Genomic DNA, 24,086 nt, shown 5'->3' with positions numbered 1-24,086 from the left:
TTGTCCTAGATGCCGCCGAGCTGCACGCTCGGGTGAGCCGCACGCAATTGCACCAGCGAGGCCAGGCAGCTCTGCCACTCGCCCTTCGCCACGGAGCCGGTGAACTCGCCCAGCACGGGCGCCACCACTCGCGCGAAGCTCTCGTCTTCCAGACCCAGGTCCCGCACCAGCTCCACCACGCGGCGCTTGGCCACGCTCGCGGACAGCCGGCGCTGGACGTCGCCTTCACGCGCTTCCTTCGCGCGCCCGGGCGGCAGGCCGAACATCATGCGCCGCAGGAACGTGCGCAGCGCCTCCACGTCGCTGAAGCGCGTGGTGCCACCCGCCTCGCGCTCGTCCTTGCCTCCGCCCGCGGGCTTCCAGCCCTCCGGCAGGTGCAGCGGACGGTGCTTCTCCCAGAGCAGGCGCACCGCGAACAGGCCCACCTCGCGGTCCGCGCTCTGCATCAGCCCGGACAGCCGCTCCGCGCCACCCAGCCGCGCGTAGTGCCGGCGGATGAGCTCCACGGCCACTTCACGCGTGCTGCGCTTGGTGGACTCCGTGAGCGCGAACACCTTGCCCGCGTCCAGCTCATCCGGCTGCAGCGTGTGGCGCGCGTCCGCGCCCGGCTCGCCCGCGTTGAGCAGGGCGTCGTAGGCCAGGTTGCGGATCTCCTTCGCGTCCGAGTCCGCCAGCTCGTACACGCGCGTCTGGTAGCCCCACGCGCGCAGCTCCGAGCGGGCGATGGTCAGCGCGAAGCGGCGCACGTCGTCGCGCTCGTCGAAGAGGGCCGGCCACAGCCGCTCCGCCGAGTACGCCTTGCGCGGCGCGCGGGGACGCAGCTCGTAGGACTTGGACTCCGGCTGCTCCGGTCCGATGCCCGGGTGGTGGCAGCGCAGGTACGTCTGCGCGAACGCACGCACCGGCGGCGGCTGCTTCGCGCCCAGCGCCAGGTCGAACAGACGCTCCAGGCCCGCGTCCGCGTCGCCCGAGTCGCTGAAGTCCGCGGGCACCACGTTCGCCAGCAGGTAGCGGTGCGCGAACTCGTGCAGCTGCGGGTCGGCCCGCCGCGCCAGCGCCAGCAGCCAGGGCACCGTGAGCTGCCGCGCGGTGAAGAGCTTGCGGTTGCCCAGGAGCTCCAGCGCCGTGCTCCGGAACTTGCCGTTGAAGACGAGCGCCTTCACGCGCTCCACGTCCAGGCCCGGCAGGCTGTCCGCGCGCGTGAGCCACTGCGCCGCCTGACGTCCCAGGCGCGGGTGCGCCACCAGGTCCAAGAGCCACTCCGGCCCGATGTCCGCCGGCTTGTAGGTGGACAGGGCCTTCATCGCCGTGTCCTCCACGATGCGCTGGCGCGACGAGCGCTGCTTCGCCTCCGTCAGCGCCACCTTCCAGAAGTCCGCCGGCATCTCACCGGCCGCGTACTTCGAGGAGACGTAGTTCTTCGCCCAGTTGAGCTGCTCCTGCTTGCCCCAGAGCAGCTCGCGCAGGAAGTCGTGGGTGATTTCCGCGCGGTCGAAGGACTGCTCCAACGACTTCGCGGCGAACGCCGCGGTGGGCTTGGAGTTGAGCAGCCGGCCCAGCAGCGGCAGGCCCAGGTCGCGCGGCTTGTGCTTCTCCAGGGCGGCGGCGGCGAACTTCTGCACGTCGTCCTCGCCCTTCTCCACCAGGTCCGCCAGCCGGTCCGCGGCCAGGTCCTGCGCGTGACCGCGCGCGTACTCGATGGCGTAGGCGCGGGCCTTGTCGCTGGGGGAGAAGAGCAGCGCGAGCACCGCTTCATGCAGCCCGGCCGCGCGCAGCTTGCCCTGGTGGAAGTCCGGCGAGCCCTGGAGCGTCTCCACCAGGAAGTCGTGCGCGCTGCCCAACGGACGGCGCGCCAGGCGGTCCAGCCACGCGGGCGTCACCTTGCGCAGCGCCTCCGGGAAGTCCTTGCGCAGGCCCTGGATGGCGAACTTCGCGGCGGGGTCCGACTGGCACGTGTCCAGCAACCGCATCAGCGCGTCCGGCGAGCGCTTCCACGCGTCCGGATACATGCGCTGCTTCACCATGTCGTTGGGCGGCTGGATGGGGAAGCGCGACGCGGAGTAGCTCTTGCTGTTGTGCGCCCAGATGTGGTGCGCCACCCAGCACTGCGCCCACGTCGTCTCCAGGTCGTAGTGCCGCAGCACCTCCACCGCGAACTGCGGGTAGAGCTCCGGCACGGCCGCGCCCAGGTGGCGCAGGAAGCGCCAGGCGCGGCGCTGGAGGTAGGTGAGGGTGCCGCCGCTGACCTCGCGGTTCCTGCGGCGGCCGCCGCGCTCGGTGTCGAAGCGCCAGGCCAGCGCGCCGAACATCTCCGCGTCGTGGCGCGCCTCCGCCAGCTTGTAGATGCGCTTGAGGCCCGCCCACAGGCCGAACTTCAGCGGCGCTTCCTTCACCAGCGTGATGAGGGCGGCGCGCGCGGGCTCGGTGTTCTTCTCGTAGAGGGACACCAGCAGGTCCGCCAGCAACAGGCGCGGCGGCAGCGGCACGTCCTTCTGCGCGAGGAAGCGCTGCCAGGCCTCATGCGAGCCCTTGCGGCGGTCCGCCTTGTCGCCGTCCGCGCGCGCCTGCTCCAGCAGCTGCTTCAACGCGTCGAAGGACAGCGCGCCCTGCGGCAGCGGCGTGTCCGACGTGCGGTCCGGCTGGTCGAGGAAGGCCAGCACGGACTCGGCCAGGTCCGGTGCCTCCGCCCTGGCAAGACGTTCGAGGTCTGCTGCGCTCAGCGCGTCGCTCGGGGTCATGCGTGGGGTTTAACACAGCTCCCCTGTCCCGCGAGGCATGTTGGACCCGCCTCACCACGGAAGTGCCGGGACCTCCACCTCCTGCAGGTCCTGCATGGTTCCCGCGCCCACCGTCACGTCCTGGCGGAAGGACAGCCAGCGTCCCTCACGTTCTTGCAGGACGAGAAGCGTGTAGGGACCGGGAGGGACGAGGACCCAGGTATCCGCGCCATGAAACAGCGGCGCGAGCGCCTGCTCGCCCAGCCATCGCACCTCCGAGTCCGAGGCGGATTCGGGCGGCGCGGGGACGCGTCCGGGGAGGAGGTAGGGGGTGCCCTGCCTCCCGCGCTCGCTCCAGCGCAGCTTCAGCTTGAGCCCCGTCGTCGACAGCGGCAGGTCCACCCGGTTGACGCGACGCGACTCGACGTGCACGACGCGAGGCACGACCCTGCCGGTGTTCCCGCCCGCGATCTTCACCACGTAGTCGCCCGGGGCCAGGTCGCGGAACATGGCCACGCCGGTGTTCGCCGAGGCGATGAGCTGCTCCTCCGGGTCCGCCTTCGAAATGGCCGTCAGGACGACCGACGACGGCCGGCCCTGTGCGTCCCGCGCCGAGACCTCCAGGCGGGTGGCGGACGGCAGGCGCAGCTCGAGCGTGTCCTCGGTGGGGCCCACGATGCGCTCGAGCGACGCGTGTTCCGCCTCCTGCACGGTGAGCATGTAGGGCCGGGATTCCACGGCGGGCAGCTGGAAGGTGCCGTCCGGGCCGGTGGTGACGTCCGCGAAGGATTCGGAGTGCTCCGCGTTGCGGACGTCTTCCGCCGGCAGCGCCAGGGAGACGGACACTCCGGCCAGCGGGGCGCCGGTGGTGTCGTCCACCACGCGGCCCTGGATGACGTGGCCCGCTTCCACGCGCACCGTGCCCAGGTCCACGCTCCGGCCCTCGGGGACGTCCACGTCGCGCTGGGTGAAGGCGTGGCCCGGTACCTCGAAGGTGAGGTGCTGGGGGCCGGGCTCGTCCACGAAGACGGTGAAGGCGCCCTTCGGGTCGCGCACCGCCTCTTCGTTCACGGTGAAGCGGGTGATGGGCGTGCCGTCCTTCCTTGCCAGCCGGCCGGTGATGCGGCCCTGGAAGGCCAGGGTGATGCGCACGCCCATGTTCCCCGCGCGGGCGATGACCTTGGGGCCATCCTGCTCATCCATCCACCGTTTGAGCCTTGCATGCGTCTCTTCGAAGGTCTCGTCGTCCGGGCCCTCGTCGGGGCTCTCCTTCTTGGGCGGCTGGGGCATCGCGTAGCCCGGTTTCACCGCCGTCAGCTCGTAGTCCCAGTCGCGCGCCATCGGCTCCAGGATGAAGCGGCCGTCCGGGCCGGTCTTCATGGAGAGGGGCGAGTACGAGCGGCCGTTGCTGGCTTCGTCCTCCTTCGCGGTGGCGTCCACGGTGACGTCCGCCAGGGGCCGGCCCTCCGCGTCCACGACGATGCCGCCCACGCGTCCGTCCAGGTCCAGGCGCAGCGCCAGCTCCACGGTCTCCGAGCCGCGCAGCACCACGCGGTCGGGCATGAGGCGCTCGTAGCCGCCCGTGGTGGTCCGCATCCACACGACATAGGTGCCGGGAGGAATGCCCTTGATGTCGAAGCGGCCGTCCTCGCCCGAGGTGCCCGCGAAGGTCATGCGGATGATGTCGATCTTGTCGTCGTCTTCTTCAGGGGCCTCGCGGGCGCCTGTCGCGGGCTCCTGCTCCGGCTCCTGCATCACCAGGGTGACGTCCACCTCGTTGACGGGCGTGCCGCGCGAACTCGTCACGGTGCCGCGCACGGTGGCGCCCGAGTCCAGGGTGAGCTTCAGGCCGGATGTGGGGGCGCGGACCTGGAGCTTGCGCGGCAGGTAGCCGTCGGCCTCGACGGTGAGGGTGCCGGAGAGGGCCTGGTCCACCTTGATGGCGAAGTGGCCCTCCTCGTCGGAGGTGGCGTCGAAGGTGAGGGGCGCCTCGCGGTGCGGGTGCATCAAGAGGAGCGAGCGCGTGTACACGGGCGGAGGCGGTTCGGCCGGGCGCTTCCGGGCGGGTGGACGCAGCGACAAGGAGGCTTGCGCCACCGGCTGGCCCGCGGCGTCGGTGACGATGCCTTCCACGAGGACGGCGGGGGAGAGCACGAAGTCCAGCGGAGGACCGCCCTCGGCCACGGTGCGGAGCGCGGTGAGGTCCAGCATCTGGTCCGACACCACCTGGAAGATGTAGACACGGGCCCTGAGGGGGCCCAGGCGCAGGCGGCCGTCCGCGCCGGTGGTGCCAAGCTCCTTGAAGCGGTGGGGGAGGTAGTGCTCGTCAGTCTCACGGGGATTGGCGGCGCTCACTTCGGCGTGGGCCACGGGTTTGCCGGCGGTGTCGCGCACGGTGGCCTCGACGAAGAAGACGCTGCCCAGGCTCAGCGTCACCGAGACCTCGCGCTGGTCCTCCGTGACCTCCACCGTTTCGTGCGCCTGGAGGCCGCCCTGCTCCGCCTCCAGCGTGTAGTCGTCGGGGGGGAGGCCGTCGAAGGTGAAGCGCCCCTGGGCGTCGGTGGTGGTGACTCGCTCGCCGTCGAGCTCCGTGACGGTGGCGCCGGCGACGGGATGCTCGCCGTCCACCACGGTGCCCACGATGCGCCGGGGGGCGAACAGCACGATGTCCTCGGGCAGGGCGACCGGGGCCACGTCCCCCATCCACTCGGTGAGCTTTCCGGGGTGGGCGGCGAGGAGGCTGTAGGGGACCTCTCCGGGCAGGGGGCCCAGGGAGAAGCGGCCGTCCGCGCCGGTCTTCGTCTCGAAGTAGCGCGCGGTGTCCGTGTGCAGCACGGTCACCTGGGCCTGGGCGAGCGGGGCGCCGTCCTCGTCCACCACGCGGCCGGTGAGCCGTTGGCTGGCCCCGAGCTCCAGCGTCACGTCCCGCGTGCCGGTGACGACGTCCTCCTGGAGGCCGGCGCCCTGGGAGCCCAGGGCCCAGAGGTCGACTGTCCCCTGGGGCAGGCCCTCCAAGGTGAAGGTGCCGTCCTGGGCGGAGGTGGTGCGCGACAGGACGAAGGCGGCGCCCCGGTGGGCCTCCACCAGCTCCCGGACCCAGCGGAGGGCGGGGAGGGAGTCGCAGTCCTCGGAGACCACGGGGACCTCGGGCGAGTCCGCGTCACAGGGCAGCTCCGTCAGGGTCTCCCCGGGCAGGGGGACGGAGGCGGAGACCTCGATGCCGGCGACGGGCTTCCCCTGGAGGTCGACGACACGTCCCTGGACCTGGAGGGCACCCTGGGGCGGCGGGGGCGGCGTGGGGGGAAGCTGCCGGCGCGTGGTGGGGGCGGCCGGTGGGGACGCGGGGGTGGGGGGAGTGGGGCTCTGCCACCAGAAGACCCCGGCTCCGATGAGGAGCGCGAGCACGACTCCTCCAATGACCACCGCCGACGTCTTCTTCATGGCGCCCCTCCAGGGTGGGCGACTGTAGCAGCAGCGCTGACGCAGGCCCCGGGGAGGGCCGTCTGGCCGGCCGCGTCAGAGGGGGCGGCGGAAAAAAACAGGGCCGAACCAAGGTTTTTCGCGGCGGACGTATTGGAAGCGAGGTGGGGATGCTGGGGGCAGAGCCACCAGGGTCCAAGGGCTCGGGACGCAGAGCGGACCGGGCAGAGGGGGAAAGGGTTTCGGGGGTCGATCTTCCGGGACTCAAGGTTTTCGGTAGTCGACGTCTTGAAGGAAAAGCAGGACGGACGCGGAGCTTTGGGGGCCGCATCCGAGAGGGGGACCCCTCGGGGGAGGGGTTGAGTTACTGGGAGCGCGTCGAGGGGGCGCGCTCCCAGTATTTTTTTGTGCGCTAGAGTCTGGATCCGCGCGGGGGCGCGAGGTCGACCGGCCCACGACCTCCGGAGGTTGGACTTGTCCGCCACGAACGCTCCGTCCTTCGCGAAGCCCTGGAGAGAATCCTTCGAGGACTACTTCCGGTGGTCCACGGTGGGGCCGCAGACCGTGGAGATCGACCTGGGCGCCAAGCCGCTCGCGCCCATGGCCAGCCACCCCGTGCTCTGGCGACTGGCCCTCCCCTTGAAGAACCCGATGTCGAACGGGCTCCTGGACAGCGATGAGGAGGACGCGGTGTTCGCGGTGCAGGGCGCGCTGGAGGCGTGTTTGCGTCCCCTGGGGCTGCTGGGGGTCGGGCACCTCGTGCATCAAGGCGTGCAGTACGTCTACCTGTATGGCCCGAAGTCCATCACGGCCAGGCAGGTGCGGCCGCTCGTGCAGGCCCATCAGGGGGCCTATGACGTGGACGTGGCGCGGACGCGGGACCCCGGCTGGACGGTGTATCTCCAGATGCTCTTCCCGTCGCCCTTGCAGTGGCAGGTGAGGATGAACCGCCAGCGGGTCGCGCTTCTGCGAGCGGAGGGGGACCTGCTGGACGTGGCCCGGAAGGTGGAGCACCGCGCGCACTTCACGTGGGAGCGGGCGGCGGAGGAAGCAGAGGGCCGGCTGCGGGACCTGGGGTTCCAGGGCTTCCGGTGTCAGATCGTTCCAGTGCCTGGGCTGATGTGGCGCCTGGACTTCCACCGGGTGGACACCGTGGACGACGCGAGGATGGACGCGGTGTGCGAGGAGATCCTCGACGTCGTGGCGCCGCCCTGGGGCACGTATGACGGCTGGGGCTGCCTGCTCATGACGGAGGACTTCTAGCTATCCGCTGGAGACCACCCGTAACGGTTGTGCGCCTTCGCGTGGGGACTTCGTGGCGCCGGGCAGCTCCAGGACGTGGGCGCCTTCCGCTTCGAACTGTTCGCGCAGCCACGGGTGGCAGGTGAAGGCGATGACCTGGTGGGCTTCCGCCAGCTTCGCGAAGAGGCGCACCGCGCCCCGGGCCCGCTCTGGATCGAAGTTCACCAGCACGTCGTCCGTGATGAGCGGCAGCGCGCCCCGCGTCTCTCCGAAGTCGCGGATGACGGCCAGCCGGAACGCGAGGAACAGCTGCTCGCGCGTGCCCCGGGACAGCTGCTCCGCGCTCCAGTCCCTGGCGCCGTCGCTCACCCGCAGCTCGCGCGCGTCACCGGCGGGAATGAAGACGCGGCGGTAGCGCCCCGCCGTCAGCTCGGAGAACAGCTCGCTCGCCAGTTGGATGACGCGTGGCTGCTGCTCCTCCTCGAACCTGCGGCGCGCCCTTCCGAGCAACGCCAGCGTCAGCCGGTCCGCCGCGTAGCGCGTGGCCAGCTCCGCGGCCTTCGCGCGCAGCGTCTCCTCCTGGATGCGCAGCCGCGACACGCGGTCGTCGTTCTCCCACTGCGACAGCTGCGTCTTCAGGCTGCCCTGCTCCGTGAGCACCGCCTTGTGGCGGTCGCCTTCGGCCTTGTGACGCTCGCGCAGCGTGGCGAGCTGTTCCTTCAGGCCCGTCTCACCGCCCGCCGCGTGTACCTCTTCGTGTGCCGCGTTCTCACCCAGGCCGGTGAGTGCCTGCACCCGCTGGACGTGCTCGCGCACCCGGGCCGCCAGCTCCGCGTACCTTCGCGCCTGCACCGCGCGGCGGCGGAAGGTGGCCTCGTCCTGGCAGCCGCCTTCCGTGAGCAGCGCCTCCCACGTCTGGTCCTCGTCCAGCGCCAGTTGGTCCAGCCGCGCCTTTTCCGCCAGCAGCTCGCCGCGCTGACCGTCCAGGTGCCGCTGGTCGGCCGCCCGGGAGCGCACCTCCTCCAGCGCCACGGACACCCGCGCGGCCACCGTCTCGGCCTGCCCCGGGGGCATGCCCGCCGCTCGCGCCTCCTGCAACAGCCGCGTCGTCACCGCGTCGCACGCGGCCTCCGCCACCGTGAACTCCTCTTCGTCCGTGCGCAGGTCCAGCAGCCGCTGCCGCAGCGCCGCGGCATCCAGCCACAACGTCAGCGCTGACGCCGCGGAGAGGGCCTCCGGGAAGCGGCGTGCCACCAGGAACGCCATCCACTCCTCGCGCAGCACCTCCTCGCGCTGGCTCGCGCGCAGCCGTGCCTCCTCCACGCGCTGGTCGTCTCGCACCGCCGCGTCCCAGGCCGTGCGCAGTGTGTCCTCCTCGCGCACCAGCAGCTCGCGCCGCTCGGCCTGCGTCAGCTGCTCCGCGAGCAGTGACTCCTGCGCGGCCAGGTCCGACAGCGACGCGCCCGGGGACAGCCCCGCCGCGCCGGAGGCGTTCAACAGCTCCCGCTGGAGCAGTTCCTCGCGCGCGCTCATCGACGCCTGCGCCGAGCGGAAGCGCTCCTCCTCCTGCTGCCGCCAGCGGTGCCGCGCCGCCTGTGCCTCCAGGCTGGCCTTGCGCGCCGTCTCCACGCGGTGGCGCACGAGCAGCAGCAACCCCACCAGCAGCAGGCCGCCCACCGCGCACAGCACGCCCACCGACGGACCCGCGATCCACGCCGCGAGCGCCGAGAACCCCAGCGCCACGAGCGCCGCCGACACCACCCACGACATCGGCACCAGCGAGCGCAGCGGCACCGCGTCCGTGGGCGCCCGCACGCCGTCCATCTGGCGGCGCTGTTCCAGACGCTGCTCGGCCAGCCGCTCCAGGTCTCCGCGCACCGCGCGCATCCGGCCCACCGCCGCCTGCCGCTGCCGCACCTGCGCGGGCCGCGTCTCGGGCAGTGCGGTCAGCTCCGCCTGGACCCGACCCAGCGTCGTCTCCAACCGAGCCCGTTCCTCGCGCGTGCGCGCCTGCTCCGACTCCGCCTGCGCGAGAGCCGTGTCCGCCGCGTCCAGCCGTCCCGCGAGCGACTCCAGCTCGCCTCGCGCCCTCGCGCCCAGGTCCAGCGCGAGCAATCCACCCGCGTCCACCGCGAGCCCCAGCTCTCCCAGCGACTGCTCCAACTGCCGCCGCCGCGACGTGAGCGACGCCCTGCGCGCGGGCAGCGAGCGAAGCTGTTCGGAGTGTCCGGAGTACGTGGCCAGCGCCGTGCGCAGGGACTCCGCGCGCTCGCGCACGGGCCATGGGGCCGCCAGCCGCTCCCATGCCTCTTCGATGGGCGCGAGCCTTTCGTGCAGCTGTGCCTGCTGGGCGCGGTACGTCTTGCGCCGCTGGAGCACGTCCTCCAGACGCGTCTCCGCGCCCGGCGGGAAGGTGTCCAGCACCGGCAGCGTGGCCAGCTCCGCCCGGTCGCGCGCGAGCACCGTCAGGTCACTCAGCGCGGACTCCAGCCGCGAGGCGTGGTCCAGCTCACGCTCGGTGTGCTTGCGCGCCACCTCCAGCGAGTGGCCCTCCGCGATGCGCTCCGCCAGTTGGTCGCGCGTGGAGAAGTAGAGCGCGGGCCGGTCTCCTGCTTCGCGCAGCGCCTGCTGCACCTCCTCCAGGTCCTTCATCACGCGGTTCAGCTCGGGCTTCTGCCCGCGTGGCGCGTAAAGCGCATCGGCATCCTTGCGCAGCCGCTCCACCGCCTCCGGCAACCTTCGCGCGCCCTGCATGCCCGCGGCGAACAGCGCCTCCGACACGCCACGCTGCTGCGCGAGCCGCTGGAAGGAGGACAGCTCATCCAGGCGGAAGGCGAACACCTCGAAGAACAGCTCGCGCGGCACGTCCGCCAGCGCCTGGTCGAGCAGCGTCTCCGGCAGCGGCTGTCCATCCAGGCCGCGCACCGTGAGCGTGCCCTCCGACGCGCGCTTGCCGCCGTGGCGGTGCACCACCAGCGGGCCGGATGCGGTCTCCAGCCACAGCTCGCCGCCGAAGAGCGCGCCCTCCGGTTCGTAGCGCTCCGGCTGGCCGCGCTTCTCGAAGCCGAACAGCACGCCGCGCAGGAACGCGAGCAATGTGCTCTTGCCCGCCTCGTTGGGGCCGTACAACAGCGTGAGCCCTGGCCCTGGCGTCCCCGAGTACCCGCGGAAGTGCCCGAAGCCGTCCACCTGGAAGCGGTTGATGCGCAGGCCCGGCTTCATGATGCCTCCTCGTGGAGTTGCTCCACGCTGCGCTGGCCCGCCTGCGCCACCAGCTCCGGCCGGGGCGTCTCCAGCGCATCCACGCCCAGCCGCTTGAGCCGCTGCCCCAGCGTCGTCAGGTCCTCGTCGTCCCACAGCGACGCGAGCGCCGCGTCGTCATGGGACAGCGCCTGCGCCTCTTCCAGCAGCGTGCCCAGGAAGCCACCTCCGGCGCGCACCGCCTCCAGGTCCACTTCCGGCCGGCTGCCATCGCGCAGCGACTCCAGCAGCACCGGCGGATGCGCGCGCGCCAACCGCTCGCGCAGGTCCGACTCCAGCTGCGTCCTCGCTCCCGGCCGCACGAGCTCCCGGTGCAGCGGGCCGCGTCCGGCCAGCGTGAGGCGCACCGCGTGCCCGTCGAAGTCCTCCGCGCAGCGCGACTCCACCACCTCCGTGGCCACCGCCTGGAGCATGTCCAGCGACGTGACGCCCGCGAGCGGCACGTCCAGCCGATGCCAGCGCACGCGGTCCACCGGTACGAAGCGCCTGCGCGCGACGCCGTCCTCCACGTCCACCACCACGCAGCCGCGCTCGCCCGTCTCGTGCACGTGCCGGCCCTGCGGGTTGCCCGGGTACACCGCCACGCCGCCGCCGGGCAGCAGGTGCTCCGCGCGCGTGTGCACGTGGCCCAGGGCCCAGTAGTCCAGTCCGCCAGCCGCCAGGTCCGCGGCGGTGCAGGGCGCGTAGTTCGCGTGGCCCGCGTCGCCGCCCAGGTTCGCGTGCAGCAGGCCCACGCTGAAGTGCTCGCCGGTGCGGCGGAATCTCGCGGACAGGTTCTCGCGCACCTCCACGTCCGGATAGGACACGCCCTGCACGTGACACAGGCGCCGGCCCTCGCGTCGCACCTCCACGTCCTCCCACTCCGGACCGAACACCTTCACCGACGCGGGCAGACCCAGCGTGCCGGTGTCGCCGCTCAGCGGATCATGGTTGCCGTGCACGATGAAGGTCTGGATGCCCGCGCGGTCCAGCCGCGACAGCTCCGTGCGCAGCGCCAGCCGCGCGCGCACCGAGCGGTCCTTCACGTCGAACAGGTCTCCGGCCAGCAGCAGGAACGTCACGCGCTCGCGCAGGCACACGTCCACGATGCGCGCGAGTGCATGGAAGGTGGACTGCTGGAAGCGCTCCAGGAGCGGGCCGTGCGTGGCCACGCCCCGGAACGGAGTGTCCAGATGGAGATCCGCGGCGTGCACGAAGGAGAAGCGCATCGTGCGGGCACCGTACCCGAGTCCCGCCCTCCCTCCGACTTCCCGCCTTCAGGTGTCACGCGCCGGTGGACACAGGCCATGTCCCCAGGTCGTACGGGGAGTCCACGGGTGAAAATTCGCCACAGTGGATGCGCGTCCAGTCCTCTTGCGCTTCGCGCGAAGTCCCGCACGCGCGCCCTGCGATTCGCACGACGCGAGGGCACGGACCACTTCGCCAACCTCGCGGGGTTCCTGGAGTCCCGCGCGTTTCGCCCCCGGGTATGACGGCTGCAATCCGGCCCGGCCATGAGACCCGTCACCTCCTGGCTGCTCCACCTCTCGTTCCTACCCGCGCTCGCCGTGCTGTTGCTCGCACCGCGCGCGCATGCGCAGTCCGACGAGCGCCCCGCGCCGCTGGCCTTCGCGGACTTCTCCTGGCTGCCCGGCAACGCGGGCGCCAACGAGAAGCCGCTCAGCTTCGGCCCGTTCACCGGCGAGTTCCGTCTGGATACGGCGTACCACTACAGCTTCAACCGCCCGCAGGACGACACGCTCTCCGGATCCAGTGAGGTGTTCCGCCACGGCGAGGTGCAGGTCACGCAGCTCGGTATCGGTGGGGACTTTCTCTACAAGAACGTCATGGGCCGCTTGATGACCCAGTTCGGCATGTACTCGCAGACCACGCCGCGCAACGACGCGAGCCCCACGCGTGGCCAGTGGAACCTGGACAACGCCTACCGCTACGTCTCCGAGGCCTACGGCGGCTACCACTTCGATGCGCTGCGAGGCATCAACCTGCAGGCCGGCATCTTCATGAGCTACATCGGCTTGTGGAGCTACTACAACGCGGACAACTGGACCTACCAACCGTCCTACGTGTCGTCGAACACGCCGTGGTTCTTCAACGGCGTGCGCGCGCAAATCTTCGTCAGCGACACGCTCAAGATTGAACCGTGGCTCGTGAACGGCTGGCAGTCGTATGGCCGCTTCAACGACGGCTACGGCGTGGGCGGGCAGGTTCTGTGGCGTCCCACGGGCTGGCTGTCGGTGGTGGGCAACCAGTACTACGGCTCGGACACGCTGGGGAATCCGGGCCGCACGCGCGTGCACACCGACGACAGCGTGATGGTGAAGTACCACGACGCGCCGGGCGGCTTCGTCAGCAAGGCGGCGGCGTCGCTCACGCTGGACGCGGGCTGTGAGTTCGGCGGCGGCGTGGACTGCGGGTCGCAGTACTTCCTGGGGTTCATGGCGTACCACCGCGCGTGGTTTCTCCAGGACCGGCTGGCGCTGACCGTGGGCGGTGGCGCCATCACCAACCCCGGGCGCTACCTGGTGCTGCTGCCGCCCATCAACGGGACGACCGCGGCCTCCGGCACGCCGTACTTCACCGCGAACCCGGGCGACCGCTACCGCGCTTGGGACTTCCAGGTGGCCGCGGACGTCATCCCGCAACCGTTCATCACCTTCCGCGTGGAGTTCAACCACCGCGCCGCCAACGTGCCGTACTTCTCCGGACGCGGAGGCGTCACGCCGCCCGGTGGCAACCAGGGCGCGCCGGGCTCGCTCGTGGACGGATGGAGCCCCGACCTGGTGAAGACGGAGAGCCGCCTCACCGGCGCGTTGATGGTGAAGATTTGAGGAAGGGCGCGGGCGCGCCACCCGGGCACGCCCGCGCCGTCCCGAGGCTCAAGGCCTAGCGGGTGGGCTCGGGGACCGAGCCGGAGCCGGTGTTGCCGCCGGTGGTGTCGCCCGAGCCACCGGAGCCCTCCATGCCGGTGCCCGGCTCCATGCCGGAGCCGCCCGTGCCTGAGTCGTAGCCGGATCCGCCCGTGCCCGCGTCGTAGCCGGCTCCGCCCGTGCCCTGATCCATCGTCGAACCTTCGCCCTGGGGCTGGGTCTGTTCATGTCCCGCGCCCATGCCAGGCTCGGTGCCCTGGGTGCCCTGCGTACCCTGGGTGTCCTGGGTGTCCTGGGTGCTTCCGGCGCCTCCCGTCCCGCCGCCCATGCTCTCCTGCGAGCGGTCCTTGCTCTGGCACCCGGTCAGGGCCATCGCGCCCGCCACCGCCCCCAGCACCATCCATCGCGTGAAACCCTTCATGCTCGACCCCCGTGTTGGTGTGACGAACCCAAGGCTGGGGGTGGGGCGACGCAGGGACATCGTCCGAGGGCCGCGCGCCGCCAGGCCGCCCTCTCCACGTGCCATGGGGCAGGGGCCCGCCGGGCCGCCTGCCCGTGGGCAACGGATCAGGACTCGCGGCGCAGCACGAGCAGCGCGTACTCCAGCCCGCCATCCAGCAGGCCCTGTTGCAGCCACAGGTGCTCGCGGCGCGACTCGGCGCGCACGGCGTTGAGCGCGGCGCGCAGGCTGTGGGCGTCCGTGGGTGCTCGGGCCAGGTGCTCGTGGACGCGCAGCTCCGAACTCAGCGTCCAGAAGCCCACCGCTCGCGCGGACACGTCGTCATGCGCCTCCAGCTCCAGGCCCGCCTCACGCGCGTCGGCGAGGAACGCGTTCACGCTGCCCAGGTGCCGGCTCCACGCGTTCTCGGAGGGATGCACGGCGTCGGGCCGCACCCAGAAGCAGTCCGCGATGGCGAGCACTCCGCCGGGCTTGAGCCGGGCGTGCATGCCGCGCAGCCACTCCGCGCGGGGCATGGCGCAGGTGTTCTCCACGGCGATGACGGCGTCGTAGCACTCGCGGGGTCGGGGCGGCTCGCCCGTGCACAGCCGGACCTGCACGTGCGCGCCCATGCCCGCCTCGTGCGCGAAGCGGCGCACCTGCTCCAGGTGCGTGGGCACGGTCACCATCGCCGTCACGCGCGCGCGGTGCTCCTGGGCCCAGTACAGCGCGCTGCCGCCCAGGACGCTGCCCACGTCGAGCACCTCGCCGCCGTCCGGGAAGGGGCCCATGGCGCGCGCCAGCTCCACGAGCATCGCTTCCTGCGAGTCCCTCAGACGCTCGCGCAGCTCCGGCCCTGGTGTACCGGGCGGAGGCAGCCGGTCCACCAGGCCCGTGTGGCAGTACACGCGGGGGCTCGCGCCCTGGCGAGCGAGTCCGCGCGCGGCGAGGGCTTCATGGTAGGCGCGCACGTCGAACGGGGTGAGCAGGGCCGGGCCGCTGGACGGGGCCACCGCTTCATTCGCGGCGCGCCCGCGCGTCAGGGTCGTGGACGGCATCGGAGTGGGGGCTCTGAGGGGCTTCATTGGTACTCCCGAGGCAGCAGGATGCGGAGCAGGGCGCCGCCTCCCGGTCCGTTGTGCCGGTGCAGCAGTCCTCCGCTGGCGCGGAGCAGGCACTCGCTGGTGTAGAGGCCCAGTCCCGTGCCCTGGGACTTGGTCGTGTAGAGCTCCTCCGCGGGCGCGTTGAGGCGCTCGGGAGGGAAGCCGGGTCCGTCGTCCTCGATCTCCACCTCCAGGCGTCCACTGAGCGGTTCGGTGCGTGCCCGGATGAAGACCCGGGATGCGCCCTGTTCGCCATTGCCCTCGCATGCGTTGACAACCAGGTTCTCCACCACCCGGCGCAGGGTGAGCGGTCCGCCGCGCAGGAGCGCGCGAGGCGGCCGGGACATCTGCATCTCCACGTGGATGTCCACGTCCGGGAAGCGCAGGGACACCTGGGCCTGCACGGACTCCAGCACCAGCCCCAGGTCCACGGCCTCCGGCTCCGTGCCGGCGAAGCGGCGGCTCTTGGCGCGCACCTCCTTCACCATCTCCTGGAGCTGTCGAAGGCTGTCCTGGAGCTGGCGGGACTGGTCCTCGAAGCCAGTGCGCGCGAGCGAGCCTCGCTGCGTGCCGAAGGCCTTCATCATGTCCGCGGCGGTGCCGGCGTCGTGCAGCACCTGGTCCATGCCCTGGTGGTGGCCGAGGATTTCCGCCATGGCTTGCGTGAGGCGGCCCACGTCGCGCTCCTGCTGCTCCACGAGCTGCGCGTGCACGGCGGCGCGCAGGCGGTCCGCGTCCGCGCGGGCCTGGTCGTAGCGCATGGCGAGCGAGCCCAGGTACAGCTGCGCGACCAGCGCCGCGGGCCCCACGACGGCGAGGAGCAGCCCGTTCTGGGAGTGCCACGCCAGTGCCGCCGCGCCCAGCAGGGCCACGAGCGTGCCGACCATGAGGAAGGGCTCGCGCCACGTCACGCGGTAGCGCCGGCCGTGGACCGCGGAGGTGCCGATGAGCAGCACGCCGAGGACGAGCGCCCCGCGAGGCGCGGCGAGCGCGGTGAGGCCCGCGAGGAAGAAGTGCTCCAGCGCCAGGCCCGGCAGCCACGCGAGCCAGCTCACGGCCCCCACGCGCCGGTGGCGTGCGTGCGCGCAGGCGAAGGCGACGCGGTGGACGGCGCCGGGCAGGAAGCACGCGAGCGCGGGGGTGAAGGGCACGGCGAAGAAGGTGTGGACGCCGGGGGCCCAGGCGACGGCGCCCACGAGCGCGGAGCCTCGGAGGAGGTAGCCCGCGAGGGGGCGCATGCGCAGGGACGAGAGGAGCCGGCCCGAGTCCTGGGCGCGCATCCAGCGGCGGAAGGTCGTCACTCCCTGGCAGGAGGACAGGGGCAGGGCCTTCATGCGCGCGCTCCGGTGCCGGACCGCCACGCGGCGGCGCGGGCTGGACGGTGCCCGGGCGGATGCAGGTCTCCGCGATACGGACGCATGCTGGTCAACCCCCCGGCACCAGGCACAGCCCTCGACACGGGTAAGCAAACGGCGGCGGAGACCTCCCGGTCAAACCCGGGGGCACGGACATTGTTGGCCAGTCCGCCGTCCCTGTCTTCCCGGTCAGGGCGAGTGATGACTCCTGTCCGGAGCAACAGTGCTTGGGAGGACGTGAGGGGCGCGATAGAGGGGCGCCCCATGCGTGACAGAATCCAGACGGTGTTGCGGCAGCTGGCTCAGTCTCCGGAGTTGGAAGTGAGGTGGCTGCACACGTTGTCGCTGCTGGAGTTCATTGGGGCGCGGAAGATTTCGCGCACGGTGGCGGACAGGCACCCGTCGTTGGAGGTGCTGGGGCACCTGGCGGACGAGACGCGCCACGCGTTCACGTTCAAGCAGCTGGCCTGTGAGGTGGCAGGCCGCGAGGACGTGACGGAGTTCCTGAGCGTGGGCGCGGCGTCGGCGTGGTTCCAGTCGTTGGACCGCCAGCTGGCGGAGTGGGTGACGGGCGTGACGGGGACGACGGACGTGTACCTGCACTACCTGCTCACCACGTCGGTGGTGGAGCGCCGGGCGATGGTGCTCTATCCGCTCTACAAGGCGGCCACGCGGCACGCGGTGGTGCGCGAGGAGCTGGGGCGCGTGGTGGTGGAGGAGCAGTCCCACCGCCGCGCCATCGAGGACGCGTGCACGGAGCGCCTGACGAAGGTGGGCACGACGCTGGAGCCCGCGCTCGCGCTGGAGGAGCGCCTGTTCGAGACGTTCCTCACCCAGCTGGAGAAGGACGTGGCCCAGGCGCTCGCCGGAGCCCAGGCGGCCTGAGCCGTCACTCCGGCGACGGGTCTTCTTCGCCGTCACCGACCGCGCTGGACAGCACCAGCTTCCCGCCTGTCCACGTGGCCTGGAGGTTCCTCGCGCGGCGGGCGCGCTTGCGGCTCAGCTCCACGCCCACTGCGTCCAGACCCAGTGCGTTGGCCACCGCGAGCGCGGTGCCGTGGCCGCAGAAGGGCTCCACCACCGTTCGCGTGCGCGTCTGCTCCAGGATGAAGCGGCACGCCACCAGGCACGCGTTGAGCCCCATGCCTCGCGTCCACGTCACCTCGCCGGGGTCCGGCAACACGTCCGCCGTGGACTTCGCCGCGTCTGTCTTCAACCCCCGGCTGAAACACAGCAGGTGCGAGTACGCGGGCCTCCCGAACGTCACCGTCCCCGGCGTCCTGCGACACACCACCTTGTGCCAGAGCGTGTCGCACCCCGCGGCCTCCGCCGCCTTCGACACCAGGTAGCCCTTGTCCACCCACGCCCCGTCCTTCTTCACGTCGGACTGGTAGAACACCGCCACCCCGTCCGCCGGCACCCGCGACAACACCTTCGCCGCCGCACCCACGAACCAGTCCTTCCACTGGGGCACCGTGAGCGAGGGGAACTCGGAGACGTCCGGCATCGACGCCACCATCGAGCACCCCTCCAACACCGGCTGCGCGTCCAGCCACGCGAGCGCGTCCTCGCAGTACACCGTGCGCTTCGCTCCCGTCGTCCCGCTGCGTCCATCCGTCATGACGCACCCGAGTCTGCCGTAAGCGCGCACCCGCTCCCACCCTTCATTCCCTCTCCACGCACCTACCCGACAGGACAGCTCGCCTCTCCGGCCGTCAGGCAACCCCCGAGCAGGTGGACGGCCACGCCCCAGTCGTGGCTTGCTACGCTTCCCCTTTAAGCAACGACTTCCAGCAGATCTCCCCCCGGAGGAAGACCCCCCATGCCCACGACGAACGCGACGGACGGAACACCCCTGCACTATCGGGTCCTGGGGGACGGTCCTCGCGACGTGGTGCTGGTGCACGGGTGGATGGTGTCCGGCGCGGTGTGGGATGCAATGCTGGAGAAGCTGGACATGACCGGCCTGCGGCTCATCGTCCCGGACCACCGCGGCACCGGGCAGTCCGGACGGCCGGCGTCGGGGTACACGCTGGAGCAGTACGCCAAGGACGTGCTCGCGGTGGCGGACCACGCGAAGGCGCAGCGCTTCGCGGTGGTGGGCCACAGCATGGGCGGGCAGATCGCCAAGTGGGTGGCGGCGGATGCGCCTGCGCGCGTCAGCGGCCTGGTGCTGCTCAACACGGTGCCCGCGTCGGGGCTGCCGCTGCCTCCGGACGCGGCCGGGCTGTTCCGCACCTCCGCCGGGGACCGGGAGAAGCAGAAGACCATCCTGGGCCTGGCCTGCAAGCAGCTGTCGCCGGAGTCGCTGGAGGTCCTGCTGAAGGACTCGGGCGCGGTGTCGAAGGACGCCATCGAGCAGTGCTTCGATTCCTGGACGGCGGGAGGCTTCGCGGACCGGCTGTCCGCCATCACCGCGCCCACGCTGGTGGTGGCCACGGATGATCCGTTCCTGCCGCCCGTGTTCCTCAAGCAGGCGGTGGTGGGGCTCATCCGGAACGCGCGCATGACGCACCTGCCGGGGCCGGGGCACTACCCCCAGGTGGAGCGTCCGGCGGAGACGGCCGCGCTGGTGTCGGCGTTCCTCGCGGGCAACGCCGCGCAGGCCTGAAGGAGGACATGCCATGGCCTGGGGGATGTCCTTCGAACGCGACGCCGAGCACGACGTCGTCACCGCGAACTTCACCGACTGCATCCTGGTGACGGATGAAGACGTGCTGCGCTGGCGGGACGACGTGGAGGCGCAGTTCGCCAAGTTCAACGGCCGCGTGGACCTGCTCATCAACCTGGATGGGCTCGTCGTCCGCCACACGGCGGGGCGCACCTTCGGCAAGGTGCGCCGCGAGGTGCTGGAGCGCGGCACGCACCGCTCGTACCGCTACGGCGGCGACGAGATGACGCTCATGTTCATCAGCACCAGCGGCGTCATCAACGGCGCCGCGGTGAACCACTTCCCCACGCGCGAGGCGGCGCTGGCGGCCCTGCTCGCCGAGCGCGAGGCCCTGCGCAAGCGCGGCTTCACGCCGTTCCTGCCGGGCGTCGTGAGCTCCAAGCGCTGAAGGCCCACGGGCTACACGCCGGCGAACCACTCGTAGCCCCGGTCCTCCCAGGTGCCCCCCGTGGCCTCCGGGAGGAAGCGCACGGTGGTGAGGTACTTCACCATCTTGTAGCCCAGCTTCACGCCCGAATAGAGGCGCAGTGGCGCGCCGTGGCCGGGGATGAGCGGCGCTCCGTTCATGCCGTACGCGAGCACGGTCTGAGGGTGCAGCGCGCTCGGCGCATCCCAGGATGAGTAGTAGCCCTGGTCGAACGAGCGGAACTCCACGAACCCCGCGCGCGTGTCCGCGCCCACGGCCCGAGCCAGGTCGCGGATGGCCACGCCGTGCCACGACGCCACCGCGCTCCAGCCCTCCACGCAGTGGTGGCGGATCCGGTAGTCGGTCCGGGGCAGTCGCTGCAACTCCTCCAGCGTGAAGGCGCGCGGGCGGGCCACGAGTCCACCCACCTCCAGCCTCCAGTCAGCGGGGGCCAGTGGCACGGTGTCGGAGAGGAAGTACTGGGGGAAGTCGCCGAGCGGGGTGAGCTGCTCGACGGGCTCCTCGGGGGCGAGCCGGCCGGGGTGGAAGAGGGCGGATTGGGCGCGCTCGTTGAAGCGGTCCATCACGCCGAGGAAGCCCGCGCGCGGACGTTGGGAGTCGCACGCGCTGGTGGCGAGCGCGGCGGCGCCCAGGAGGACGCGGCGGCGGGTGAGGACGCGCTCAGGCATCGGGCTTCCTCCCGCCGGTGATCATCTCCCCGAAGGTGCGCGGGTGCAGGGCGACGAGGACGACGTGGCCCACGGTGAAGAACGCGAACAGCGCGAGCAGCAGCAGGTGCACGAAGCGCGCGGGGTCGTAGCCCCCGAAGAGGGCCGTGAGCCACCGGAGTTGCACGGGCTTGTAGATGGCGAGTCCGGACAGGACGGACAGCGCGCCCATGAGCAGCGTGGCGGTGTACGCCAGCCGCTGGAGCCCGTTGTAGAGGCCTGTCTGCGCGGGGGCGGGGCGGAGCCGCAGGTAGTACGCGAGCGTGGCCACGGCATCGCGCGTGTCGCGGCGCGGGAGGAACAGGCGGCGGCGCCACTCGCCGCTGATGGCGAGGTAGAGCACGTACACGAAGCCGTTGAGGGCCAGGAACCAACCGAACGCGAAGTGCCAGCTGCGCGCCCCCGCGAGCCAGTCCCCCAGGCGCAGCCACGATGGCGGCACGGCATCCTGGAAGGGGTAGAGCGCGATGGGCCGCCCGCGAGTTCCCATGCGCGGATACGCGGCGAGGATCTGCAACCCGCTGGCCGCGAGGATGGCGAGCAGCGGCACGTTGGCCCAGTGTGCGAGCCGGATGGGCCAGGGCTGGGGACGGCGGGGCTCGGGCGGGTGCACGCGGCGGAACCCAACACCGCGACACTGCGCGAGACCATGCGGCGGGAGGGTGGCGTGAACGCTCGGGAGAGGACTTCATCGTCGAGGGGATTAGACTTCCCGGATGGGTTCCATCCCTCGTCCCACGCACCTGCTGGCCTGGATGCGTCTCTGGTGTGAGCGGCCCCGCATGTTCCTGGTGGGAGCGCCCGACTACCAGTCGATCAACGTGTCGTATCTGCGCATGTGCATCTTCGCCTACGACTGGGCGCGAGAGGACCTGGGCCATCCGCCGGAGCATTCGGCCTTCCGGGAGTGGGTCTTCGCGCAGCGTCCGGACCTGCGGAATCACCCGCTCTGGTACGGCGAGGCCCTCCTGCCGGAGCTGGACCATGACCACGAGCGGGTGATTGCGCGGATCGCGCAATGGGTCGATCAGTACAGCGCCGAGCAAGGATTGCCGTAGCACCGGCCCTCGGGTCGCGGGGGACTGGCAGGCATTGGACGGCGGGCCGGGCGCACACGGCCCGTGCTCCCCGTGGATTGGACGTGTGGGAATCACCCGGTATCGTTCTCACTCCCGTCCGCCTTCCCCGAGGATGCCGTGACCCTGAAGCCCGCCCGTGCGTTGCACCTCGTGGGGTTGTTGCTGCTGACCACGTTCGGTTGCGTGGAGGAGGAGCCCGCCGTCACGGCGCCGCTGGCCGGTGGTGCGCGGCTCGTGGTCGCGCCGCCCCGGTCATCCGCGGTCGCCGCGGTGACGGCCTCGGTGACGCACGCGTCGGGCGCCACGGAGTCGAAGGCGCTGACGTCCGCGACGGATCCGGATGGCGGCATCGCGTGGACGGCCGTCGTGAAGCCGGAGTCCCCCGAGGAGCAGATCCAGCTGTCCGTGGCCGCCGAGGACTCCGCGAAGGAGGTGGTGGCCTCCGTGAAATCGGACGCCGGGGTGAAGCTGCCGCTGTATGGGGAGTCGCTCGTGGTCCTGGTTCCCCTGCCGGAGTCTGTCGCGCCAGGACTGGCCAACCACGCACCGCGCATCCACGAGGTGCGGGCGCAAAGCGCCATCGTGGCGCCAGGCGAATCCGTCACGTTGAGCGCGCAGGCGAGTGACGAGGAAGAGGGTGAGCTGGACTACGAATGGACCGCCTCCGGCGGGCTGCTCGGCTGTGCGAAAGCGACCTGTGAATGGACAGCCGCACGCACGCCGGTCCCCGATGCTGGCACCGAGGGCGATGCTGGCACCGACTACGACCCGACCCTCAAGGATGACGTGTTGATCAGCCTGCGTGTCACGGACGCACAGGGCGCGGTGTCCACGCTCCAGTTCCACATGGGCGTGGGCACCGTGCGCGGGCCCGCGTCGTTGAGGAAGACGTGGTTCAACCGAGCGCCCGTGGCGTCCGTGGCCGGAGAGCAACAGCAGGTGATGTTGGGCAGTACCTTCCAGGTCCCGACGACGGCGGCGGTGACGGACGAGGACGGAGACGTGCTGACGTACTCCTGGAGCGCGATGTGCCAGGGCGACTTCGATAACGCCACCCTGGCCAGGCCCGTCTTCACTCCGAAGGAGGCGCCCACGGGCTGTGGCTGCGAGCTGAAGGGCGCCGTGAAGGACGGCTTCGGTGGAAGCACGGAGCAGGTCGTGAACCTGTGCGTGCGCGCGGAGGCGCCGCCGGTCCTGGAGACCACGTCACAGTCCGCCACGAGCGCGCTCGCGGGTGAACGCGTGACGTTCACGGTGGACGTGACGGATCCCCGCGGCGAGGCGATGACGTTCGCCTGGACGTCGAACGTGGGCGCGCTCGGTACGCCGGTGGGCAATGGCGCGACGAGCACGGTGGACTGGACGGAGCTCTCCTGCCTGTCGGCGGACGTGACGCCCACCGTGGACCTGGTGGTGACGAACGCCTCGGGTGCGAGCACGCGGCACTCCTTCTCCGTGACGTGGACGGGCCGGCGCTGCGGCCCGGGTGAGACCGCCTGCGCCATCACCCTGTCGCCGGGGCAGGTGACGTTGCGTGAGGACTGCGTGGTGCAGAGCGCGGTGTTCATCCCGGACGGTTTCACGTTCGACGGGGCCGGGCACACGGTGACCGCGTCCGAGGACGGCGCGGGGGACCACTACAAGGGCGCGGTGCTGCGCAACCGGGGCACGGTGGCGAACGTGCGGTTCGTCACGGTGACGGCGCGCAATCTGTCGGACGTGTGTGACGCGGGCGTGGACCGGCTGCGCGGCATCCTGCTGGAGGACGCGAGCGGCACCATCGAGAACACGGTCGTGGAGGACTTGAACCAGGGCACCATCAGCGGCTGCCAGGAGGGCTTCGCCATCGACGTGCGCAGCAGCGCGGTGGGAGGCGCGCCGGTGCCGGTGGTCATCCGGGGCAACCGGCTGACGGGCTACCAGAAGGTGGGCGTGGTGGTGCAGGGGCGGGTGGCGGTGACGCTGGAGGACAACACCCTCGACGGCTTGGGGCCTACCAGCCGCATCTCGCGCACTGGAATCCAGCTCGCGTATGGCGCTTCCGGGCAGGTGGTGGGCAACGAGGTGCAGGGCAACGCGTTCCTGTTCGAGGACCTGCGGTCCGCGGACTACGGCTCCGGCATCCTGGTGGTGGGTGGCTCGTCCTACGGCGTGGGGCGGGAGCTGTGCCACGACCTGCTCATCCAGGACAACGAACTGGTGGGGAACGACGTCGGCGTCAACCTGATCCAGGCGGAAGGAAGCGACTATGACCCGCCCGCCGCGCCCCAGAACATCCAGGTGCTCGGCAACGAGCTGAGCAAGGAGGACCTGACGAACCAGGTCTACCAGGCCGCCATCTCGGACAACGGAACCGCGAACCTCATCAGCCGCAACCGGATCAGCGGTGACGGGTACAACGGCGAGCTGTACGAGACCGCCATCGGCGTGGACGTGGTGACGCAGGGCGAGGACCGCCAGGTGGGCTTCGCCACTCCGGCGCGGACGGTGGACGTGGACACGTGCTCGGATGCGCTGGTGGTGCAGGGCTGGGACCTGGTCGGCAATCTGGCCTCATTGTCCGTGCCGGAGGTGGCTCTGGCCGCGTCGGATCCGGGCGCGACCTTCCACCTGCTGCCGGACTGCTCGGATGCGCCCGTGGCGGTGGTGAGCCTGAAGAACCCGCAGCGCGAAGGCATCTTCTACCTCCGCGCCGCGGCCGCCGGTCCGCTGACCCTCACGGCGACGGGCGACGGCGCGAGCAAGACCCAGGAGCAGACGGTCCGCTGATCCACGCCGTGCGTGCGCGCGGTGGACCG

At 71.4% G+C, this 24,086-nt stretch carries 17 protein-coding genes; 7 read left to right on the top strand and 10 right to left on the bottom strand.

What is annotated here, in order from left to right:
- Positions 1-5: 5 nt before the first annotated feature.
- Both D7Y04_RS27160 and D7Y04_RS27155 read right to left on the bottom strand, forming a co-directional pair.
- Positions 6-2,738: a hypothetical protein gene (locus D7Y04_RS27160; RefSeq protein WP_121761149.1), complete on the bottom strand. Its 2,733-nt coding sequence runs from the start codon at positions 2,736-2,738 to the stop codon at positions 6-8.
- Positions 2,739-2,789: 51 nt separating this feature from the next.
- Positions 2,790-6,158 carry a carboxypeptidase regulatory-like domain-containing protein gene (locus D7Y04_RS27155; RefSeq protein WP_121761148.1) on the bottom strand — a complete coding sequence of 1,123 codons (3,369 nt, stop codon included), beginning with the start codon at positions 6,156-6,158 and terminating at the stop codon, positions 2,790-2,792.
- 453 nt (positions 6,159-6,611) lie between these two features.
- Here D7Y04_RS27155 and D7Y04_RS27150 point away from each other — a divergent pair, with 453 nt between their 5' ends.
- Positions 6,612-7,400 carry a DUF695 domain-containing protein gene (locus tag D7Y04_RS27150; protein ID WP_121761147.1) on the top strand — a complete coding sequence of 263 codons (789 nt, stop codon included), beginning with the start codon at positions 6,612-6,614 and terminating at the stop codon, positions 7,398-7,400.
- Here D7Y04_RS27150 and D7Y04_RS27145 read toward each other — a convergent pair whose 3' ends face one another.
- Positions 7,401-10,601 carry an AAA family ATPase gene (locus D7Y04_RS27145; protein WP_121761146.1) on the bottom strand — a complete coding sequence of 1,067 codons (3,201 nt, stop codon included), beginning with the start codon at positions 10,599-10,601 and terminating at the stop codon, positions 7,401-7,403.
- Positions 10,598-11,848, bottom strand: coding sequence for a DNA repair exonuclease (locus D7Y04_RS27140; RefSeq protein ID WP_121761145.1), 1,251 nt, complete (start codon positions 11,846-11,848; stop codon positions 10,598-10,600). Before D7Y04_RS27140 ends, D7Y04_RS27145 begins: the two co-directional genes overlap by 4 nt.
- Positions 11,849-12,133: 285 nt before the next feature.
- Between D7Y04_RS27140 and D7Y04_RS27135 the strand changes: the two genes are divergently transcribed.
- Entirely contained in the window at positions 12,134-13,468 is a 1,335-nt protein-coding gene (locus tag D7Y04_RS27135) for an outer membrane beta-barrel protein (RefSeq protein WP_121761144.1), read from the top strand.
- 55 nt (positions 13,469-13,523) lie between these two features.
- Here D7Y04_RS27135 and D7Y04_RS44580 read toward each other — a convergent pair whose 3' ends face one another.
- The 3 genes from D7Y04_RS44580 to D7Y04_RS27125 all read right to left on the bottom strand — a co-directional run bounded on the left by D7Y04_RS44580 (position 13,524) and on the right by D7Y04_RS27125 (position 16,383).
- Positions 13,524-13,928: a hypothetical protein gene (locus D7Y04_RS44580; protein ID WP_158627592.1), complete on the bottom strand. Its 405-nt coding sequence runs from the start codon at positions 13,926-13,928 to the stop codon at positions 13,524-13,526.
- Positions 13,929-14,074: 146 nt separating this feature from the next.
- Positions 14,075-15,031 carry a cyclopropane-fatty-acyl-phospholipid synthase family protein gene (locus tag D7Y04_RS27130; RefSeq protein WP_121761143.1) on the bottom strand — a complete coding sequence of 319 codons (957 nt, stop codon included), beginning with the start codon at positions 15,029-15,031 and terminating at the stop codon, positions 14,075-14,077.
- Positions 15,028-16,383 carry a sensor histidine kinase gene (locus tag D7Y04_RS27125; RefSeq protein WP_121761142.1) on the bottom strand — a complete coding sequence of 452 codons (1,356 nt, stop codon included), beginning with the start codon at positions 16,381-16,383 and terminating at the stop codon, positions 15,028-15,030. The genes D7Y04_RS27130 and D7Y04_RS27125 overlap by 4 nt, the downstream gene beginning before the upstream one ends.
- Before the next feature lie 285 nt (positions 16,384-16,668).
- On the opposite strand from D7Y04_RS27125, the gene D7Y04_RS27120 reads away from it, so the two are divergent.
- Positions 16,669-17,289, top strand: coding sequence for a hypothetical protein (locus D7Y04_RS27120; protein WP_120580532.1), 621 nt, complete (start codon positions 16,669-16,671; stop codon positions 17,287-17,289).
- Between the two features lie 4 nt (positions 17,290-17,293).
- On the opposite strand, the gene D7Y04_RS27115 is transcribed toward D7Y04_RS27120, so the two are convergent.
- Positions 17,294-18,025 carry an SAM-dependent methyltransferase gene (locus tag D7Y04_RS27115; protein ID WP_121761141.1) on the bottom strand — a complete coding sequence of 244 codons (732 nt, stop codon included), beginning with the start codon at positions 18,023-18,025 and terminating at the stop codon, positions 17,294-17,296.
- Positions 18,026-18,226: 201 nt separating this feature from the next.
- Here D7Y04_RS27115 and D7Y04_RS27110 point away from each other — a divergent pair, with 201 nt between their 5' ends.
- Together D7Y04_RS27110 and D7Y04_RS27105 are read left to right on the top strand one after the other, a co-directional pair.
- Positions 18,227-19,015, top strand: a complete 789-nt coding sequence (locus tag D7Y04_RS27110; RefSeq protein WP_121761140.1) for an alpha/beta fold hydrolase — start codon at positions 18,227-18,229, stop codon at positions 19,013-19,015.
- A 13-nt stretch (positions 19,016-19,028) separates the two neighbouring features.
- On the top strand, positions 19,029-19,463 hold the full coding sequence (locus D7Y04_RS27105; protein ID WP_121761139.1) for a hypothetical protein: 435 nt from the start codon (positions 19,029-19,031) through the stop codon (positions 19,461-19,463).
- Positions 19,464-19,474: 11 nt separating this feature from the next.
- On the opposite strand, the gene D7Y04_RS27100 is transcribed toward D7Y04_RS27105, so the two are convergent.
- Positions 19,475-20,170, bottom strand: coding sequence for a molybdopterin-dependent oxidoreductase (locus D7Y04_RS27100; RefSeq protein WP_121761138.1), 696 nt, complete (start codon positions 20,168-20,170; stop codon positions 19,475-19,477).
- A complete protein-coding gene (locus D7Y04_RS27095; protein ID WP_121761137.1) occupies positions 20,163-20,822 on the bottom strand; it encodes a cytochrome b/b6 domain-containing protein in 660 nt (219 codons plus the stop codon). Before D7Y04_RS27095 ends, D7Y04_RS27100 begins: the two co-directional genes overlap by 8 nt.
- Positions 20,823-20,925: 103 nt before the next feature.
- On the opposite strand from D7Y04_RS27095, the gene D7Y04_RS27090 reads away from it, so the two are divergent.
- Entirely contained in the window at positions 20,926-21,267 is a 342-nt protein-coding gene (locus D7Y04_RS27090) for a hypothetical protein (protein WP_121761136.1), read from the top strand.
- A gap of 138 nt (positions 21,268-21,405) precedes the next feature.
- Positions 21,406-24,057, top strand: coding sequence for a right-handed parallel beta-helix repeat-containing protein (locus D7Y04_RS27085; RefSeq protein ID WP_121761135.1), 2,652 nt, complete (start codon positions 21,406-21,408; stop codon positions 24,055-24,057).
- Positions 24,058-24,086 lie beyond the last annotated feature (29 nt).

The sequence above is a fragment of the Corallococcus sp. AB038B genome, assembly GCF_003668955.1.
Taxonomy (GTDB): domain Bacteria; phylum Myxococcota; class Myxococcia; order Myxococcales; family Myxococcaceae; genus Corallococcus; species Corallococcus exiguus.
This window is presented reverse-complemented; position numbering and strand designations above follow the sequence as displayed.